Raw genomic sequence first — 19675 nt, 5'->3', positions numbered from 1 at the left:
TTCTGAATCGCTTATTCGTTGCCGGATCTCAAACATTATATTTGAGGTCCTATGTCAAACCGTAAAACGTCAAACCATCAATCTCCATTTTCAACCGTATTGCCAAGCTTATTTTTAGCCCGAGCGCCGCTGGCGTTAGCCATCGCTGCAGCGCTGAGCACCCCTGTTTTTGCACAAACCGACGCTATTGACAGACCCGATCCCAGCACTGAGATGGAAGTCATGGTGGTGACGGCGGATTTTCGCAGTTCAAGCTTAGAAAAAATGCCCTCCAGCATTACCGTTATCGACAGTCAAAAAATTCAAGATGAAAGTGCGCAACACTTTGAAGATTTGCTTAATTCTATCGCCAATTTTAACTGGTCAGGTGGAAGCTCTCGGCCGAAATATTTTCAAATTCGCGGTGTAGGGGAGCAGGAGCAATACCAAGGCGCACCTAATTCTTCCGTGGGTTACATCATAGATGATATCGATTTATCCGGTATTGGCATGGTGTCGAGCATGTACGATTTACAGCAGGTCGAAGTGCTTCGTGGACCGCAGGGGACGCGTTATGGCGCGAATGCCTTAGCGGGATTGATTTATCTGAAGAGTAACGATCCAACTGATGTGTTTGAGCATGGCGGCGAAGTGTCGTTAGGCGATGATGATTTACGCACTTTTAGTGGTTTCAGTTCTGGCCCATTAACGGATTCTGGCAAGCTGCTTTATCGTGTGTCAATGCAGCAACATCAGCAAAATGGTTACCACGATAACTTGTATTTAGACCGTGATGATACCAATGGTCGCGATGAATTCAGCGGCCGCGCTAAGCTGCGCTGGTATGCGACAGATGATTTGCAGTTTGATTTAACTGTGCTGCATGCCGATTTTGATAATGGCTATGATGTCTGGAGTTTAACCAATTCACCAACCCAGACAACATCGGATCAACCGGGTGTTGATAGCCAGCGCACCACAGGCGCGGGTTTTAAAGCGACCTATTCCGGCGCAGAAAACTTCGAATTAACTTCGTTAACCTCTTTTGCGAATACCGATCACCATTACAGTTACGATGGCGATTGGTCGAACCCTGAGTATTGGGCTGGGAAGCAATGTGATATTTATGATGCCGATTGGAATTCAATAGGAAAGTTGCCTTGTGTGTATGATGCAACATGGTCAAAAGTTGGTGAAAGAAAAACGTTTACTCAAGAATTACGTCTTACTTCAAATGATGCAGGGAAAATATTTAACGAATCGACTGATTGGTTATTTGGCGTTTATTTTTCTAATTTGCAGGAAGACAACAGTCTGGTTGATTATGCAAAATATAGTAACGGTGGTTTGAATCCTAGCTTTAAAGAAAGAACTAAATATCTGGATTCAATATATGATGCGAAAAATTATGCGATATTTGGTCAACTCGATATCGATATGAGTCATGATTATTTACTGTCTCTTGGATTGAGATTAGAAAATCGCTCGAGTGATTATAGTGATACAAATCTGGATGCTTTTTCGCCCTCTGAAACTATGTGGGGTGGTCATCTCGCATTGAGTAAAGCACTGAGTGAACAGCATAATGCTTACATTCGCGTTGCCAGAGGATATAAAGCGGGTGGTTTTAATATGACACTTCCCGCTGATTTCAGTGATAAAAAAGAGTTTAATACGGAAACTTTATATAACTATGAATTAGGTCTTAAATCTGCATGGTTATCTGGCGCTCTTAGTACGAATGTTGCTATTTTTTATATGGATAGACAAGACCAGCAAGTATCTGCATCTAAACAAAATCCTGAAGATATAAGTGAGTTTATTCTTTTTGTAGATAATGCTGGAAGTTCAAAAAACTATGGTCTTGAAATTGATGCTAATTGGTACATCGATAGTAATTGGCATTTATATTCTAGCCTTGGCTATTTAAATACAGCCTATGGTGATTATCAGTATGAGGTGGGTGAAGATAAGTTTGTGGATTTAACTGGCCGCGATCTGGCCCATTCTCCACACGTTACCTACAGCCTTGGCGGGACTTATCGTGCTAATTCGGGTTGGTTTGCTAACCTGAATCTTAGCGGTAAGAGTGAATTCTATTATTCAGACAGCAATGAATCCCGCTCTGAACCCTACACTATCGTCAATGCTCGCGTAGGTTATGAGGCGAGCGCATGGTCGGCATATTTGTGGGGACGCAATCTGTTTAATGAAGAATACGGTGTACGTGGCTTTTATTTTGGCAATGAGCCAGATAACGGTTGGGCGGAAAAGCAATATATTCGTTACGGCGATCCGCGTCAGATTGGCGTAACCTTTAACGTTAAGTTTATGTAATAGCTCATTTTAAAGTGAGTATAATCATTTAAGTGTTAACTGAACTGTAGCCCAGTATTTGGGCTACAGCCTTACTTTAGAATATCAAGGAATTAAAATGAAACTGACCGCAGAAATTAGCATGTATCCCTTTAATGAAAATTACCTCGATCCTATCAAGTGGTTTATTGGCCGCGTGGATAGTTATCCCAATATCGAGCGCGTGACTAATGCGATGGCAACTCAAGTGTGCGGCGATTATTTAGATGTGATGACTATGCTAGCGACCGAGATGCAAGCGGCCCATGAGAAATGGGGCAAGGCAGTATTTGTGTGTAAGTTTATCGGTGGTGAGCTGAATTTAGCCCACAGCGAATAATGATTGACCGCCATGTAAGCGACAAATAGGCAATGAGAACAACACTATGACAGATTTATGGTTAACCTTGGTCGAGAGCGTTAATACGGCCTTTGGTGAAGTCCATGTGATGACCGTATGGGAAGCCCTCGCGGTATTGTTGGCGATGGCATATTTACTGCTGGCGATGAAGGCCAGTGTGTGGTGCTGGGCGGCGGCCTTTGCCAGTACCGCCATTTACACTGTGTTGTTTTGGAAGGTGTCGCTACTGATGGAGTCTGTGCTTAACGTCTATTACATGGCGATGGCGCTCTATGGATATTGGCTCTGGACCCAAGGTGGTGATAAGCATCAAGGAGTAAAAGTGACCACTTGGCCATTGAAAACCCATTTAAAGTTGATCGCAGCGACGGGTGTGATTTCGCTTTTGGTTGGTCACGGTATGGCGACATATACCCAAGCCGCATTCCCGTATCTAGATGCGGCGACAACCTGTTTCGCCGTGATGACGACTTATTTAGTGGCAAAAAAGGTACTTGAGAATTGGCTTTATTGGGTAGTTATCGACATAGTGTCGATTTACCTTTATCTCAGCAAAGGCTTGATGCTGACATCCTTGTTATTCGTGCTTTATGTGGGTCTGGCGGTCGTGGGGTATTTCCTGTGGCGAACCGCGTTAGCCGACGCCCGTGAAGCTAATACCTTGAAGTTACTCAGTTAATGCTCGATATAAACGTCTCGATGCAGCGCTCAGCAGGCGAGCCATTCAAAGCACTTTACCCCATACTCAAAAGTGCAGGGCTAGTTAACGTGTTAAGTATTCATGAGCTTGCGGGCGGCTTAAGTAATCACAACTATAAAATCACTACGCCCACAGGCAGTTATGTGCTGCGGGTGAATGCGGATGCGGCGGACAGTTTTTGCAACCGCCAGCAGGAGCGTTTTTACTGGCAGCAATTGGCTCAAGCTAAACTTGCTCCTGAACTGTTGTGGGTGAGCGAAGATGAGCGTTATTACCTCAGTGATTTTATTGAAAGTGATTATATTGAAAGTGACGATATTGAAAACGAAGGCTTAATTCACTGGCCAGCGTTAGAGCGCCAAACGAGTGCTGCTGATTTTGTGCTGGGGCAATCGGCGTTTAATTATTTACAGTATCCGGCAGCAGAACAAGAAACGCATCCCAACCAAGCCCATTGTTTGCTATTGGCGTTATTGCTGCAATTACGCGATCTGCCTACAGGGCCTTATGCTATTAGTATCACTGAGCAGTGGCAGGAATATCACCAGCAAATGCTTGCCTATCAGGCTTCTGCAACATTTAGTGAGCCAGTATTAAGGCGTGTTGTGTCATTGAAGCAGGGTAGTGATATTGGTGATAGCAATACTCACGATTGGAACGAGCGGATGGCTAAGCTGCTTGCAATTCAAATTGAAATCAAACATTGGTGTGATGAGTTAGCAGCCTGCATAATCAAGCCACAGTTTTGCCATCGCGATCTTAATCCCCATAATTTGTTACTTAAAAATAACCGCTTGTGTTGTATCGATTTTGAGTATGCGACGGCGTCGCATCCACTGTGTGAGTTGGCTGTAGTGTTAGCGACCCATGCGTTAACGCCCTATCAGCAAAGTGTGTTGGTGAAACAGTATCTGAGTGGACACCCTTATGTTACTGCACAAGCCGTAACGGCAGTGCCTGCCGCTATTGACATGTATTGGGTATTTGCTTGTTACTGGGCATTATTGATGGCAGCGCAAACAGAACCCAGTCGTAGCGCCGACTACCTTGCTTGGTTTGATTGCTTCTGGCCGCTGATCACCCCCAAATAGTCATTATTGCGTGTGCTTAGTTTCCATCTGATGATAATGGCTCATTCCCTTATGGCATTGACCGCGCTATGGTGGGACATGCGGGTAGAACATACTGAAAACCTTTATTAGACAAACTTGTTTGATATAAAAAGCAACTTTATATAGTCTCAAGCGTCTTATTAGCAACAATTCTAGGATGGATTATTCAGTATGAAAAAAGGCGTGATGCTACTTGTGTGTCTCTTAGGCTTAAGCGCCTGCTCCACTAAATTCAGTTACCATTTCCTCGACTGGGCCATCGGCTGGGAGCAAGAGGATTATGTTACCTTAGATAAATCTCAGCAAAAGGCATTTGATGCCCTCATTGAAAAATTTGTCATTTGGCACCAATCCAAAGAGTTAGCTCATTATGTGGTGCAATTGACCGAAGTCGAAGGCCTCATAAAAACCAATACGTTAACGCCAGTGCTATGGGCAGATCATGTGAATATTGCTAAGCGGCATTGGTTTCGATTGTTTGAGTTCGCCTTGCCCGAGCTTCTACCTATCATAATGTCTTTGTCCGATGAACAGGTGAAGCAGATCCTCACAAAATTACGGGAGGAAGAGCAGGAGCTCGTTAAAGAATTTGCGGGAAAAACCCCTGAACAGTTACAAAAAGATGCCGATGAAAACCTTCAAACCCAATTTGATGATTGGCTTGGAAGTGTAACTGCGGAGCAAAAAGTACTTATTAACCAATATAATCAACAGCGTTTATCTACCTTAGATATGTGGCTTGAGTACAGGCACGAATGGTTACGCCAGTTTGAGGTTGCACTGGGTCAGCGCGCTGATAAAGCATTATTAACCGAGCGTTTAACCTTGCTGATGACGCAGCCCGATGAGCTTAAGTCAGAGCAACATAAAGTGTTTTTACGTAAAAATACTGAGGCATTTGGGACTTTGCTGTTGGCGATGAATGCGAGCTTATCGGAGCAGCAGTCTAAGCATTTTTATAAAAAGTTAGGTGGACTCATTCAAGATCTCAAGGAACTGAATCAGGAAGCGATTGAAAAAGAAGCCTAGGCCATGAAAGATTTATTGCCTTGCTAGGGTCTATTCCTGCAAGCCAATAAATCAGCCTACTAACTACTACTAATTGAGACCTTATGCCACTCGTATCCCTTTATCAGAAACTACTCAATATGAGCCGCTATTTCGAAGGCTTAGCACCATTAGCCCTTAGGATTTACCTTGCACCTGTGTTAATGCAAGCAGGCTATAACAAGCTCGCTCACTTTGAAGATACGGTTGCTTGGTTTGCCAATCCCGATTGGGGCTTAGGTCTGCCAATGCCGGCGGTAATGGCAGGATTGGCGGCGGGAACCGAGTTCTTTGGCGCTATCTTATTACTGCTTGGGCTCGCGACGCGACTGATTTCTATCCCTTTGATGGTCACTATGTTGGTCGCCGCATTCACTGTGCATTGGCCAAATGGTTGGTTAGCGATTGCCGATGGTAGTTCTTGGCTTGCGAATGACAGAGTGCTTGAGGCAGGGGATAAACTGATAAAAGCCAAAGAGTTATTGCAGGAGCACGGTAACTATGACTGGCTGACCAGTTCAGGTAATTTTGCTGTGCTTAATAATGGTATTGAGTTTGCGATCACCTATTTTATTATGTTGTTGGCACTTTTTACCTTAGGCGGTGGTCGTTACACTAGCCTAGATTATTTCATCGCTAAGCGCTGTAGGATTAAGTAAGTCTTTCTCAAGCGGGCTCAATTGTTAACTGCATCGGATTTTCAAGCGCATTTAATTTTGAAGCCCACTCGATGGTAAGTGCACTCAACAAGTTAAATCCCACTCAAGCGGTGGGATTTTTTTATGCCTCTTTGTCAGCAATTTGCTATGCTTGAGCGCAATTTATATCGAACTAGGATAAGAACTTGGACGCTATTGAACTTTTACTCACTCGCCAATCAACTCCACGATTAACTGCTCCTGCTCCAGATGCGAGTCAATTAAAAATCATCTTAGATGCTGCCATTCGTGTGCCAGATCATGGCGCCCTAGCACCATGGGAATTTATTATTTCCGTAGGAAAAGGGTTAGATACCTTGGCAGATATCTTTGTTGAGGCAGCGAAAGCGAGCGGCGCCGACGAGGATTTTGTCAATAAAGCTAAGGGCATGCCAATGCGTGCGCCTATGGTGATTACTGTCGTGGCGAAAACGCAGCAACATCCCAAAGTCCCCGTACTTGAACAGCTTATTGCAGCGGGTTGTGCGACCATGGCGATGCAGCAGGCTGCCTTCGCCTTAGGTTTAGGTGCCGTGTGGCGTACAGGGGATTTTGCCTTTGATGCGAATGTAAATGTTGCTTTAGGTCTTGAGCCACACGATCAAATCGTCGGCTTTTTGTATGTGGGTACGCCAGCCGTTACTGCTCCCAAGAAACCGCAAAAGGACGGCAGTCAGTACGTCCGTTATTTATAAATCCGCCTCTATTTTTAGTGGAGAAATTCTATGCAAGTTGCGCGTACTCCTAGACTCATCCTGCGGCAGTTAACCCCAGCCGACGCTTCTTTTATGTTAGTCTTGCTCAACAGCCAAGGCTTTATAGAGAATATCGGGGATAGAGGAGTACGCACACTTGTGCAGGCTAAGGATTATATCGTCAATGGACCGATGAAAAGTTATGCCGAGTGCGGCTTTGGTTTTTATGCTGTAGTGCTCGCCGAGAATGGATTCACCATTGGCATCTGCGGTTTAATTAAACGGCCGACACTGGACAATGTCGATATAGGTTATGCTTTTTTGCCGCAATATTGGGGCAAGGGCTATGCATTCGAAGCCGCGAAAGCCGCTTTTGACTTAGGTAAAAGTTTAGGTATTGAGCGTATTGTCGCGATTGTTAGCCGTCATAATAGTGCTTCAAAAGCTTTGCTGAACAAACTTGGATTACACTTTGAGCGTTGTTTGCAGCTCAGCCCAGATGATGCGCCTGTTGAATTGTTTAGTTAACGTTAACGTGTTGTTTATATAGGTTTTTATTTTATTGTAATTCCGTCTTCTTTATTCTAGAATTTCGCAAAATTTATCGTTGAGATATGGCAATCATATCTCTTATCGACGCCCCTCGAAAATCAGGCTCACTTAATCCCTCCTTGAGCCCTTGAGTACAGCAAAAGCGTAGCCTTTTTTGGATGTAGCATAATGGTTTCGCAATTAAGTGAAGCAATGCTGGACGTGATCGCTGATGCCTTGGTAGACAAAGGCTATATCTTTTTATCTGACTTAGTTCCTTACTGTATTAGCCAAGTACTATTGGAAAAAATTCAATCAACTGAAATATATGAATTAAAAGCTGCCTCTATTGGTCGAGGTTCTGAACAGCACTTAAATCCAGACATTCGCCGTGACAGAATACAGTGGCTAGAAGAGCAAAATGAGCCCGATGCCCAGTATCTTGAGTTGATGACACAACTCAAAAATGGCTTGAATCGTCGCTTGTTTATGGGCTTATTCGATTATGAAAGCCACTATGCGGTATATCAGCCTGGGGCCTTTTATAAAAAACATGTTGATGCACTTAAGGGCAGCCAAAATCGTATTTTAACCACAGTGTTTTTCTTAAATCCTGACTGGAAAGCGGCAGATTGTGGTGAGTTGATTATCTATGATGAAGCCGATATTGAGATTGAGCGCATCGCGCCTAAAATGGGCCATTTTGTGATTTTCCTCAGTGAGCGTTTTCCCCATGAAGTGACTAAAACCTTGGCCCAGCGTAATAGCATTGCGGGCTGGTTTAGGGTCAGTAACAGCGTGCATGGCTTTTAACTTTAGCTTTTAACTTCACCTGATAACAAACGCCTAAATGCTGCCCACTGGTTTAGGTGTTTTTGCTCTCGATTGTCGCTTTTGGTCATCGTCATCATCAATCACCAATCACCAATCACTTATCGCGACTGCGCAATGTCATTGGCTATTTCTCGGATATTGATTGGCCATATCACGGCGTGTTCTTCCGCAGCAGTATTTATTCCAACCTGTTTTAACTGCCTTCTACTCATTTTTTCAATTTTTTTTACACTCTTAAGCTTTAGGTAATCTAAGCCGCCGAAAATGGAATGAATTTGTCCAATCATGCTGAAAATAGGGTATTTTTTTATTCTCGTTTAATGTTAGGCTAGATAAAAACGTGCGCTACAACACACTTTTATATCATCTAACGGAGGCGATACTGTGGGCTGTGAAGATAACTTAGGTTGTTTAAGTGGTGAGCATATTGTACTTGAGCCATTATCTTTGTCCCATGTGGCGGCATTGAGTCTAGCCGTCACAGATGGTCAACTTTGGCGTTTATGGTTTACCAGTGTCCCTGAGCCAACTGAGATGAAGCTCTATGTGGCTAAAGCGCTCGAAGAAAAAGCGCGGGGCCTGAGTTTTCCCTTTGCGGTGCGGGATAGAGTGTCAGGGGAAATCGTCGGATGCACGCGAATTTGCAACTGGGAGTCTGATAATCGCCGTCTTGAGATTGGATACACTTGGTATGCTAAACGTGCCCAGCGCACTGGGATTAATACTGAAGCTAAACTGCTGTTATTGACCTTTGCTTTTGAAACCTTAGACGCCATTGCCGTTGAGTTTCGTACTCATTGGCATAACCAAGCTTCGAGACAAGCTATTGCAAGACTGGGCGCTAAGCAAGATGGTGTATTGCGAAATCATAAGATTCTTAAGGACGGCACTATCCGCGATACCGTGGTGTATTCCATTATTGATACCGAGTGGTCAACGGTAAAAAACAGTCTGCAATTTCGATTGCGACAACGACCGCTAACACTCTAATGATAAATAGGAAAAGCCCATGGCAAGCATCATAACTCGAGTAGATGTGACTCATGTCCATGAGGTTGCAGTGTTATTCAATGAGTACCGACAGTTTTATGGGCGTAGGGATGATCTCGCGGCTGCGGAGCAGTTTATTCATTCAAGAGTGTCAGATGGCTCATCGGTGATATTTATAGCCAAAGATAATCAAGGGCTTGGATTAGGTTTTGTTCAAATGTATCCCAGTTTTTCATCGTTACGTTTGGCCCCTATGTTGATCCTCAATGATGTGTATGTGACTCAACATGCCCGATGTGTCGGTATTGGGCGGGCGTTAGTGCTACAGGCCGCCAGTTATGCCAAAGCGCATAATATGAGTTATTTGATGTTAGAAACACAGCAAAAAAACCAGCGCGCGCAGGGCTTGTATGAAGGTTTAGGCTTTGTGCGTAACCAAGATTTTTATATCTACGAACTTGAGCTCCACCGAGGGCTTGAGTAGGTTTATTTATGGCGATTAAAAGGAAAAGTAACATGTTAACTCAGGTAAAAACGTTAGTATTAGGTGGTTTAGTCTTAAGTGCCAGTACTGCAGTTTGGGCTGATGAAGCAGAAAAAGCGTTTAGTAAAGAAGCCATTGAATGTGCCGCTTACTATCAAATTAGCTCAGAAGCCATTGGCGCGATGAATGCACCGCAAATGCAGGCCGTGGGTGAGCGTTTAAAAAGTTCTAAAATTGAGTCTGAGAATTTAGCTAAGAAATACAGCTCTGAAGCAGAGGTCACTCAAGCGGTTGCCGATGCTAAAGCCCGTCAAATCGAAAGCTTAGGTGGGTCAAGCAACTTAGGTGCGTTAATGGGTAAATATAAAGAAGAATGTAAAAACCTGTTAGCCGATCCACAAAAGCGTTTAAATTATTGGACTATGGCAACTATGTAATCGTAGGTTTTAGTCAGGGTAATCGTTTACGGATTGTGAAGAGAAGGAGCCTGATGGCTCCTTTTTTGCGTTAAAGTACAAGCACTAAGGAGCTGATGGGGTCATTCATATTGAGTCGGTTTCCCCATAGATTTTAGGCCTGTTTGGCTTAGGGGTTGAGAACAAAGTTGCTTATTTTCGCTCGGCTGAAACTCAACCGCAGTTTTTAGGGTCCTAGTTACATGGTCAAGTATTTAAGCCTTGGGTTTAAATTCTCCTCAGTTTTAAATTCTTAGTTCAGTTTACGATATTCAAAGATAATCAAATATGAGTACTAAATGGGAGCACTATGGTATTAACAATAATGGCAGCGACTGTTTTGAGTGCTGGAGTCTGTGGCTACCATTTAATCTATGGTAAGCGGGTTTTATTAGCGCCACTCTTGAAGGCGAATGTGTCACAGCAAAGCAAGCAAATGCTACTGTGCTTATTTCACTGCCAATCGGTATTTTTTGTGGTTTCTACGGCTGCACTTTTAGCCTGTGCACTAAAGGTTATCCCTGGGATGTATGCCTTTAGCCTGTTGTTATTCCTCGGGATGAACTATGGGATCTTTGCGATTTGGCAGTTTTATATTGCCACTCTGAGTCCACCGAATAGTGGCCAGATGATCATAGTGCAAGCGCTGATTTTCTTACTCATTGGTATTTTGGCTATGCTAGGGCCACTCTTGTCTGCCGCGTAAATTGCTCATGATAGCTTGATAAATCATCGCGATTGAAGCGTCAGAGTTTGAAAAAATAAACAGCGAATTATGGGGTTAATTGAATACCGTATTGGGCGGCGAGTTCAGCGAGTTTACCATTATTGATGAGCAGTTCAATCCAGTGTGAGAGCCTTTTGCTATCGAGCTGTGAACTGGGGTTGAGTAAAATGCCATTAGCGTATTTTTGGTCCCATTCATCTGATATTAAAAGTAATTTTCTCTCTTCTGGATGAACCTTTAAATAATACTGTAGGTAAGAGTTCGTCACGGGCGCTAGGTCGGCGCGTTCACGCAGAATGCTTTCGATAGAGGCGTTATTGTGACTGACGAACAAGGGACGAAATTGCTTTGCCAGCGTATTCGCATCGGTTTCAAAGTGGGCAAACTGGTAGTGATATCCTTTGATGAACGCAATTGACTTGTTGGTTAAGTTTTTGAAATAGCTTTGGTTATGAGCTTTAGTTTTAAGTGCAATAAAGACTTCACCATCTATCATATGTAGCGGAATAAACTGAGTCGCTATTTTTTGCCATCCCCAAGCGGGATTCTCAAAGAGCATTATGTCGAAGCGACCTAAGGAATAGGCTTTATATCTGTGCTCAATACTGGTGACGGCAAATTTAAAGACCACTTCTTGTTGTACTTGATTTAATGCATTAATGATATCGAGTGTGAGACCTGTGTAACGGCCGTCTTGTTGTTGATGGACATAGGGAGCAAATTGATAACCACCGACATGAATTGTCGGAATTGACTTGGGAATCGCTGGCGACTGAACTTTATCTTGGGCGATAGCCGTGGTAAATGCGCTAATGCTTAAGGCTAAACAAAAGAGTAGGCGACACAACTGGCTCAATATCATAGTCACCCCTTGTTATTTTTAGCATGAATGATTTTTTACAAGTATACACAATTTAATTTGTTCAATGCTGTCGATAAAGTGCGAATTTTAAATCTGTCATAGTAAGCTAGCGCAAACAGGATGAGGGAGATTTCACATTGAGCAAGATAAAATCTCAAGTGTGTGGTTGGGTTGAACAGGAACATATCACGCAAGAGCAAGCGAATAAGCTTTATCGACAGGTGACAGTCTTGCCGGATGGGTCGAGTTGGCGTCGCTTAATCGCTCATTTATTACTCTGGTTCGGTGCGTTAAGTTTTGCCTGTGGGGTGATTTTTTTCTTTGCTTATAATTGGCAATCTTTGGGGCGATTTGCCAAATTTGGACTGATTGAAGTGGCTATAATACTTGCTATCAGCGCATTTGCTTGGCTCTATTATCGTGTCAACATTTATTCCCCCGTTAGCCCTTATCGTAAAGACAGCACTTTTGGTGCGACGACCGCCAATGGCGTGCTACTGGCCGCAAGTGTGTTAGTCGGTGGCTTATTAGCGTTAGTTGGGCAAACCTATCAAACGGGCGCCGATCCTTGGCAGTTATTCGCGCTATGGGCATTTGTTATCTTACCCTTTGCTTGGGTGGCGGGATTTGATGGTTTGTGGCTGTTGCTGGTGGGATTGCTAAACCTCAGCATAGGGATATTTCTGGATTCCTTTTCCCATTTCTGGGGATTATTTTGGGGCGCTCAAGGACAATTGCTGATCTTTATCTGTTTGAATTTAGTTATCTATTATGCTTTTGTACTTTTAGACCACAAAGTCGCGGGGCGCTGGCATGCGCCAATCCTTGAATATGCCTGTTCATTGTTTGCTATGGGTTGTTTTACTTGGTTAATCACTTGGCTTATTTTCGACGATTTCCTTGAACGTGATAGCTTCAGCACTGGGATCTTCTGTGGTTATTTTGCCCATCTGATATTCGGATTCGTTATTTTTCGTTATAGATTACCACGCATATATCCCTTGGCCTTGGGCGGTTTTAGCCTGATTGCCGTAGGCGCCGCGTTACTGATAAAGCTGATGTTTGAGGATAATGACCCCATAGGTGGATTTTTGTTTATTGGGCTTTATATCATTTTGGCAAGCACAGGTTTGAGTATTTGGTTGAGGGAGCTAAGCCGGAAACTTAAACCACAGTTTGTAAGAATCGCCACCCAAGGGAGCGTGGGCGTGGGAGATGTTCATGAGCAACAATAATGGTTTACAGGATAGCGAAATGATCACTCGACCCTGCACTGATAGTGTTACGTCAATCGACGCTTCGAGTGAATTAAGTCTAATCAAACACTGGCAAGCTTTGTATGCCGAAGGCAATGTTAGTGCAGCTCAAATGCCAGAAGACCATGATATCCCTTGGTATATTGGCACTATGCAGGCGTTTGCTGCTTGGATAGCGGCGTTGTTTTTATTGAGCTTCATGATGGCAGTGTTTGGTGCCATTTTTGAGCATGTTGAAGAAGATGTCATTTTATTTATTGGCTTAACTTATTTAGCCTTGGGGATTGGGCTGTATTTTTTACCGCGGCAACAGATTTTTATTGAACAATTTGCTTTTGCCGCCTGTTTGAGTGGTTTGATCAGTGTGGCATGGGGATTATTTGATTTAATTAACAATGATTTTAGCCTCACATGGTATCTCTGTATGGCGGGTATTACATTGTTATTGTGGGGCTTGATTGCTCATGGGCTAGCCCAGTTTGTATTCGTTTTTTGCTTAAGTTGGTGCGTGATTGGCCTGATGGCAAAATTTGAACTGCTCAATTTTAGCCCAAGCCTTTTTGCCGTAGTCATTAGTCTAGTGTTATTAAATATCAATCAGTTCGGGCGTCATTATCGCAGGGCTCGGATGCTCATCTATGGTTTCGCACTCGCGTTGCTTTCGTTGCAGTTGATGCACGCTTTTAGTATGGACAGTATTTTTGAAGCCTTATTTAGCCCTTGGCAGCAAAGCCTGTGGCTGACACTGACTCATCTGTTGATTATTTTCGCTATTTGCGGATTTTTATTGGTGACAATCTTGCGCGAGCGCCATCAATCACTAAGCTCACCAGCGGCGCTAGGGTGTGTTATCGGTTTAGTCATCGTTAGCGGTTTATCCTTACCTATGCAGGGTTTATCAACAGCTATTCTATTGATCTTGCTTGGCCATTATTGCAACGAGTCTTGGTTGAAAGGTATGGGAATGGTGTCGGCGCTGTTATTTGTCAGCGGGTATTATTATTCCCTAGAGACGACTCTGTTACTTAAATCTGGTTATTTGATGGGCTTAGGCGCCTTGCTGTTGGTGGCAAGGTTAGTGATGTGGCGGTTATTTCCTGCCAATGAAAATGCCAAGGAGACTGTGTGATGGGCAATGTGATGGGAAAACTGTCGGCTTCACATAAATGGGCGCTTGGACTCGTATTATTCACAACAGTGACGATTCTCGCTGGCGTGAATTGGCGAATTTTCAAATTCGAACAACTGCTTAATCACGGTCAAGTGGTGCGTTTTGCATTAGCACCGGTCGATCCGCGCTCATTAATGCAGGGTGATTACATGGCGCTTGAATATGCCATTGCGCGCGATGTGCGTAGCGCCTTAGCGCCGCAACAAATGCAGGGGCAGTTATTGCTGGCTGTCGATGGGCAAAAAGTGGCGCGTTTTGTCGACTTTTATACCGACCAAGCACTCGGTAAAGATCAACTACGAGTGCAGTTTCGTGTCCGTGGTAATCAAATTAAGCTCGCATCGAACAGCTTTTTCTTTGAAGAAGGACAAGCCGATCATTTTAGTGCAGCTAAATACGGTGAGTTTAGAGTGAATTTGCAAGGTGAGTTACTGCTCGTCAGTTTACTCGATGAAAAGCTTCAGCCCTTATAACCCTATGTCAGGATTGCCATCCATTTGTTCTGCTTAATTGATTAACCTCGATTTATCTCTGGCCGCACTGTGTAGTGCGGCCAGCATCTCCCGTACTGCTTTCTTCCTAGTTCTGATCGCTAAATTGCACGAATAATATCCACCTTAAGTTGCAACTTTGATGCAACCAATTTGTAACCTTGACCGCCTATAGTATCGTCAGTCTTCGAGGTGATATCACCTTGAAGCATCTAAGCGCATCAATTAAATACCAAATATTAAAACAATACATTTAGGGGTCTCAATGTTTAACACTAAAACTGTGCTGGCGTTAGCCATCAGCAGCGTTTGTGGGCTTGCCCATGGCGCGGATAATTTGATCATTTCTGAATACGTCGAAGGCAGCAGCAATAATAAAGCTATCGAACTGTATAACCCAACCGCGGGCGCTATTGATTTAAGCCAATATCAATTGCGCTTCTATTTTAATGGCAGCACAAACGTCGGCACGACCATTGCGCTCACTGGCTCATTAGCGGCGGGGGCGACTTATGTGGTTGCCGATAATGACTCTTCTGCCGATATCCTTGCGGTCACAAATCAACAGAGTAGCGCCAGCTTCTTTAACGGCGACGATGCGATTGAACTGACCTATCAAAATCAAGTCATTGATAGTTTAGGCCAAGTCGGTGTTGATCCCGGTGCCGAGTGGGGCAGTGGTGATCTCTCCACTCAAGATAATACCCTGCGCCGTAATCCTGATCTGCTGATTGCCGATCCTATCAGTACTGATGCAGTAAGCTTTAGCACTTGGCTAGGTTTTGCGAAGGACGATGTTTCTGATCTTGGTAAGTTCAGTGCGGGTACGCCAACCGATCCCGTCGACCCTCCACCAAGCTCTTTAGTGTGCGGCGAAGAGGCCACAGCAATTCATGCGCTTCAAGGCGCGGGCGCTGCCAGCCCTCTCAATGGTCAAATTTTGGTGGTTGAGGCGGTTGTCGTCAGTAATCAAGAAGCCGGTCTTAAGGGCATTTTCGTGCAAATGGCTGATAACGAAGCCGATAGCGATCCCCAAACCTCGGAAGGGGTGTTTGTGTATACCGGCACTGCGCCCACAGCTTATGTGGCAGGCGATCGTATTCGTTTAAAAGCCAAAGTCACTGAATATCAAGGCTTAACTGAACTAACGACTTTATCTGATCACAAGTTGTGTGCCACAGGACAAACGTTACCAACGGCCGCGCTAGTGACCTTACCTGTTAACAGCAGTGATGATTTTGAGCCCTTTGAGGGCATGCGTGTTCGTTTTAGCCAAGATTTAGTGGTGAATGAAGTCTATAACCTAGGCCGTTATGGCGAGATTTCATTAGGCAGTCAGCGCCACTTTATTGGTACGCAGGTGGCTGCGCCGGGCGCGGATGCGCTGGCGGTGAGCGCAGCCAACCAACGTGACAGTATTTTATTGGATGACGGTTTAACGGCGCAGAATCCTGATCCTGTGCAATTCCCCGCTCCTGGTTTGAGCGCATCAAACACAGTGCGTGTAGGCGATAAAGCCACATCGCTTACGGGTGTAATGCACTATGGCTTTAATCTGTATCGCATTATGCCAATCGAAACGGTGAACTTTGTGGCGGAAAACCCACGCCCTGTTGCGCCCACATTGAATGAAGGTGGTAATTTAAAAGTCGCTAGCTTTAACGTGCTTAACTACTTCAATGGCGACGGCCAAGGCGCAGGTTTCCCAACCGCCCGTGGTGCCAATACCTTAAGCGAATTTGAGCGTCAAAAGGCGAAGATTGTCAGCGCCATGGTGGGCATTAGTGCCGATGTATTTGGTTTGATGGAAATTGAAAACGATGGCTTTGGCGCCAATTCAGCCATTGCTGATTTAGTCGCAGGTTTGAATGCTGCTGTGGGTGAAGCGCGTTACGCTTATATCGCGCCAACAGGCATGAATGCGATTGGCACCGATGCCATCACAGTCGGCTTGATTTATCGCAGTGATAAAGTCACGCCGCAGGGCGCTGCACGTATTCTATCTAGTGTAAATTCGCCATTAGATAGCGATCAACAGCCCCTGTTTGACGATAGCAAAAACCGTCCAATGCTGACGCAAGCCTTTAGCGTGAACGGCAGTGAAGAGGGCGTGGTTGTTGCGGTTAATCACCTTAAATCTAAAGGCAGTGAATGTGCGGGCGAACCTGATCTTAACGACGGTCAAGGCAACTGTAATATCACTCGTACCCGTGCTGCGACGGCTGCAGGTCAATGGATTAGCGAGCAATATCCAGATCAAGGCGTACTGCTGATCGGTGATTTGAACGCCTATGCGAAGGAAGATCCATTAACGGCGTTAGGTAACGCGGGCTTTAGTGAGCTGTTTGCCAAACTTGAAAAGCCAAATCCTTATTCCTATGTGTTCTCGGCTGAATCGGGTCAGTTGGATCATGCTTTAGCAAACGCTGCCCTGTTGGATAAAGTGGTGGATGTGACGCAGTGGCATATCAATACCGACGAACCACGTGTATTGGATTACAACGAAGAGTTTAAGACGCCCGCTCAAATCCAAGACTTATTCGCAAGTGATGCTTACCGCTCATCGGATCACGATCCTGTGGTGATTTCACTCTTACTTGAAGCGGAAAAAGTCGCGCCAGTGGCCAGTTTCACTCAAGTGGTGAATGGCGCTGCAGTGCAACTGACATCTACTTCAAGTGACAGCGATGGACAAATCGTGTCTGCCGAGTGGAGCTTTGGTGATAACACAGTGGCAGTGGGTGAGGTAGTGACTCACAGTTACAACCAAAGCGGCGAGTATCTGGTCACGCTAACTGTGACTGATAATGACGGCCTAACCCATAGCACGTCGCAAATGGTGACAGTGGTTGCTGATAATATGAAACAACCACCCGTTGCGCAAATTCAGCGTATCAATCTCGGTGTTGTCGATATGTTTATTTCGACTAGCTTTGATACCGATGGCGTAATCAAGCAACATAAATGGACGTTCGACAATGGCACTCGCGCTAACGGTCAAGTGGTATTACGCCTTGCCCGCCGTGGACAACACACAGTTGAACTGACCGTTAAAGATAACGACAAGTTAACGGATACTACGACGCTGACGTATCGTTAAGCCAGTCTTTTTATTCCGTTGATTCTTAAGTGATTCAAAGCCCGCAGCCGCGGGCTTTTGTTTTTGCCTAAAAGCAAGATAACTTTGTCGTCAGTTGCTGTGACGCATCAATTGTCATTGTTTCCCCAGTGACTCGTCACCTCTTTATTTAACAAGAAGCCTCCCTGAGGGCTCTAATAAAATATCCCTGTTTTAGAAGGTTACAGGTGCAACAATGCCAATCTTAACTAACCCTTCTGCTGTTCGTTTAGCTAAAAAGCTATTGCCCCATTGCTCGTTAGCAATGTGGCATCTAGCTCACTTCAACATCTGTATAATGGCCCAATTTTAGTAATGTTACAGAGCTCTAGCCTTATCAATTACCTTCGCCTATGAGAAAATGTGGTATGAGTGTTAGCCTGAATGCTGTTATTCAAGGTCGATAATTAGTCTGACGTGAGCATGTAAAAATGAGAAAGCTAAAACAATATCAAGTTATTACCCATCAAACTGTATATAAAACGCTACCGAAAAAAAGCAAATTCCTATAGCATCATTTGTACCAATTGACATGGATGTGGCAGCTGCTAAATCCAACAAGCGATTTATATTCTGCAAACAGCGCAGAGCATAAATACTAAGACGTTAAGTGCTTAAGGAGTGAGTTTGGAAATTACCGATTTCTTTCCCGAACAAGGGCATATTCAGAGACTTTATTGTGATGCATGCCAAGGTCATTTAGATCTTGTTTTTTCTGATTTCCATGAACTTGTTACAGGTGTGGATATTGAAATAAAGGGGCTTCCGATGCTCTACTGTGGATTATGTGACAAAAGCTTATTTCCTGATGATTCTAAGTTCGCAGTGATCTATTTGCATGAGCAGGCATTTAAAAAATCTAGTAACAAGGTGACTGTTACACGTAATAAAACAAACCAAGATTTCGGTTTTGGTGTTGCTCCATTCATTTACGATTCAGACGACTATAAATATATTCCTGGACTTAAGCGGCCATGGGATGAAGGTTTTCTTACACCAGTATTTTTTAATCGAGAAGTACTTTTAAAATATGATTCATCCCCAACTTATCGATTAAGCTTTGCTTCAACCACATATGGACAGATACGGAGAGGTGATGATTTTTCAATGCCATTTGGCATTAATAAAAACGGTAAGGTTGTTATGTGGCTGGGCGACATTGCTCGCCTTCCTGATGCTGAACAATATTATCTCCGCTCTGAAAATATCGCATCAGATCACTCTATAGGTTCAGAATTTTACGATGGGCAAATAGAATGTATTTTTACCGACTTATCTAAAGAAGATGCATTATTTAAAAGTCGCTCAACGTTTCTGGAAGCCTGCTTCAATAAATTTGGTATAAAAATAGCCCACCTAGATAGTGAGGTGTTTGATCTTTCAGTGTCTTTTAACACGCCTGTTGTAGACACTGAAAAAGAACGAAGACACGTAGCGGATACGCTTAATAAGATATACCTTGAGTCGTTTGATAATGAAGCGTTGGGCGATGTGATTTCGCAATTAGGTGGAGATCCCAAAAACCTTGGTAGTATTAAGCGATTGCAAAAAACGATTGAGCTGTAGTGGCACACTAATTTTGGCCACCTAAATAGAGGTGATATTATTACCTCGTAGATGACTTTAGGTGAACACATGAGATCGACAACCAGAAAAACATTTAGTGCTGAATTCAAACTTGAAGCAGCCCAATTAGTCCTCGATAAAAACCATAGCATCATCGAAGCTGCAAAGGCGATGAACGTAGGTAAGTCCACTATGGATAAATGGGTGAGACAGTTAAAACTAGAACGCCAGGGTGGCACACCA

20 protein-coding genes are annotated in these 19675 nt (G+C 44.1%); 19 read left to right on the top strand and 1 reads right to left on the bottom strand.

The annotated features are described in order from the left end of the window. Positions 1-51 precede the first annotated feature (51 nt). From L5M18_RS19850 to L5M18_RS19790, 13 genes are all read left to right on the top strand, one after another. Entirely contained in the window at positions 52-2316 is a 2265-nt protein-coding gene (locus L5M18_RS19850; RefSeq protein ID WP_263198367.1) for a TonB-dependent receptor, read from the top strand. Positions 2317-2413: 97 nt separating this feature from the next. Further along, positions 2414-2674 (top strand): hypothetical protein, encoded by a 261-nt coding sequence (locus L5M18_RS19845; protein WP_028760297.1) that lies wholly within the window; start codon positions 2414-2416, stop codon positions 2672-2674. 46 nt (positions 2675-2720) lie between these two features. Continuing rightward, complete coding sequence (pnuC, locus tag L5M18_RS19840) at positions 2721-3374, top strand: nicotinamide riboside transporter PnuC (RefSeq protein ID WP_028760296.1); 654 nt, start codon at positions 2721-2723, stop codon at positions 3372-3374. After that, on the top strand, positions 3374-4486 hold the full coding sequence (locus L5M18_RS19835; protein WP_263198365.1) for a phosphotransferase: 1113 nt from the start codon (positions 3374-3376) through the stop codon (positions 4484-4486). Before pnuC ends, L5M18_RS19835 begins: the two co-directional genes overlap by 1 nt. Before the next feature lie 192 nt (positions 4487-4678). Beyond that, on the top strand, positions 4679-5536 hold the full coding sequence (locus L5M18_RS19830; protein WP_263198363.1) for a DUF6279 family lipoprotein: 858 nt from the start codon (positions 4679-4681) through the stop codon (positions 5534-5536). Positions 5537-5619: 83 nt separating this feature from the next. After that, positions 5620-6213: a DoxX family protein gene (locus L5M18_RS19825; protein WP_263198361.1), complete on the top strand. Its 594-nt coding sequence runs from the start codon at positions 5620-5622 to the stop codon at positions 6211-6213. A gap of 185 nt (positions 6214-6398) precedes the next feature. Continuing rightward, the gene (locus L5M18_RS19820; RefSeq protein ID WP_263138254.1) at positions 6399-6947 is read left to right on the top strand and encodes an NAD(P)H nitroreductase; all 549 of its coding nucleotides are present in this window, start codon (positions 6399-6401) and stop codon (positions 6945-6947) included. Positions 6948-6977: 30 nt separating this feature from the next. After that, complete coding sequence (locus L5M18_RS19815) at positions 6978-7475, top strand: GNAT family N-acetyltransferase (protein WP_263198359.1); 498 nt, start codon at positions 6978-6980, stop codon at positions 7473-7475. A 192-nt stretch (positions 7476-7667) separates the two neighbouring features. Beyond that, a complete protein-coding gene (locus tag L5M18_RS19810) occupies positions 7668-8291 on the top strand; it encodes a 2OG-Fe(II) oxygenase (RefSeq protein ID WP_263198358.1) in 624 nt (207 codons plus the stop codon). Between the two features lie 405 nt (positions 8292-8696). Further along, on the top strand, positions 8697-9302 hold the full coding sequence (locus L5M18_RS19805; protein WP_263198356.1) for a GNAT family N-acetyltransferase: 606 nt from the start codon (positions 8697-8699) through the stop codon (positions 9300-9302). Positions 9303-9321: 19 nt separating this feature from the next. After that, a complete protein-coding gene (locus L5M18_RS19800; protein ID WP_028760288.1) occupies positions 9322-9786 on the top strand; it encodes a GNAT family N-acetyltransferase in 465 nt (154 codons plus the stop codon). A gap of 32 nt (positions 9787-9818) precedes the next feature. After that, positions 9819-10223, top strand: coding sequence for a hypothetical protein (locus L5M18_RS19795; protein WP_105252762.1), 405 nt, complete (start codon positions 9819-9821; stop codon positions 10221-10223). Between the two features lie 328 nt (positions 10224-10551). Beyond that, positions 10552-10947, top strand: coding sequence for a hypothetical protein (locus tag L5M18_RS19790; RefSeq protein ID WP_105252761.1), 396 nt, complete (start codon positions 10552-10554; stop codon positions 10945-10947). Between the two features lie 67 nt (positions 10948-11014). Here the strand turns inward: L5M18_RS19790 and L5M18_RS19785 are convergent, their stop codons facing one another. Next, positions 11015-11830 (bottom strand): substrate-binding periplasmic protein, encoded by an 816-nt coding sequence (locus L5M18_RS19785; protein WP_263198354.1) that lies wholly within the window; start codon positions 11828-11830, stop codon positions 11015-11017. Positions 11831-11967: 137 nt separating this feature from the next. Between L5M18_RS19785 and L5M18_RS19780 the strand changes: the two genes are divergently transcribed. From L5M18_RS19780 to L5M18_RS19755, 6 genes are all read left to right on the top strand, one after another. Continuing rightward, positions 11968-13065, top strand: a complete 1098-nt coding sequence (locus L5M18_RS19780; protein ID WP_263198353.1) for a DUF2157 domain-containing protein — start codon at positions 11968-11970, stop codon at positions 13063-13065. Then, positions 13052-14215: a DUF4401 domain-containing protein gene (locus L5M18_RS19775; RefSeq protein WP_263198352.1), complete on the top strand. Its 1164-nt coding sequence runs from the start codon at positions 13052-13054 to the stop codon at positions 14213-14215. Before L5M18_RS19780 ends, L5M18_RS19775 begins: the two co-directional genes overlap by 14 nt. Beyond that, entirely contained in the window at positions 14215-14730 is a 516-nt protein-coding gene (locus tag L5M18_RS19770) for a GDYXXLXY domain-containing protein (protein WP_113938736.1), read from the top strand. Before L5M18_RS19775 ends, L5M18_RS19770 begins: the two co-directional genes overlap by 1 nt. A 283-nt stretch (positions 14731-15013) precedes the next feature. Next, the gene (locus L5M18_RS19765; RefSeq protein ID WP_263198351.1) at positions 15014-17848 is read left to right on the top strand and encodes an ExeM/NucH family extracellular endonuclease; all 2835 of its coding nucleotides are present in this window, start codon (positions 15014-15016) and stop codon (positions 17846-17848) included. Between the two features lie 645 nt (positions 17849-18493). Beyond that, positions 18494-19432 (top strand): hypothetical protein, encoded by a 939-nt coding sequence (locus L5M18_RS19760; protein WP_249195587.1) that lies wholly within the window; start codon positions 18494-18496, stop codon positions 19430-19432. Positions 19433-19501: 69 nt separating this feature from the next. Further along, positions 19502-19675: transposase (locus tag L5M18_RS19755; RefSeq protein ID WP_263148818.1), on the top strand; the 174-nt coding region annotated here is incomplete at its 3' end.

The sequence above is a fragment of the Shewanella sp. SM20 genome, from assembly GCF_025654545.1.
Classification (GTDB): Bacteria; Pseudomonadota; Gammaproteobacteria; order Enterobacterales; family Shewanellaceae; genus Shewanella; species Shewanella oncorhynchi.
Note: the sequence above shows the minus strand (reverse complement) of the source record. Positions and strands in the feature narration are given on the sequence as shown.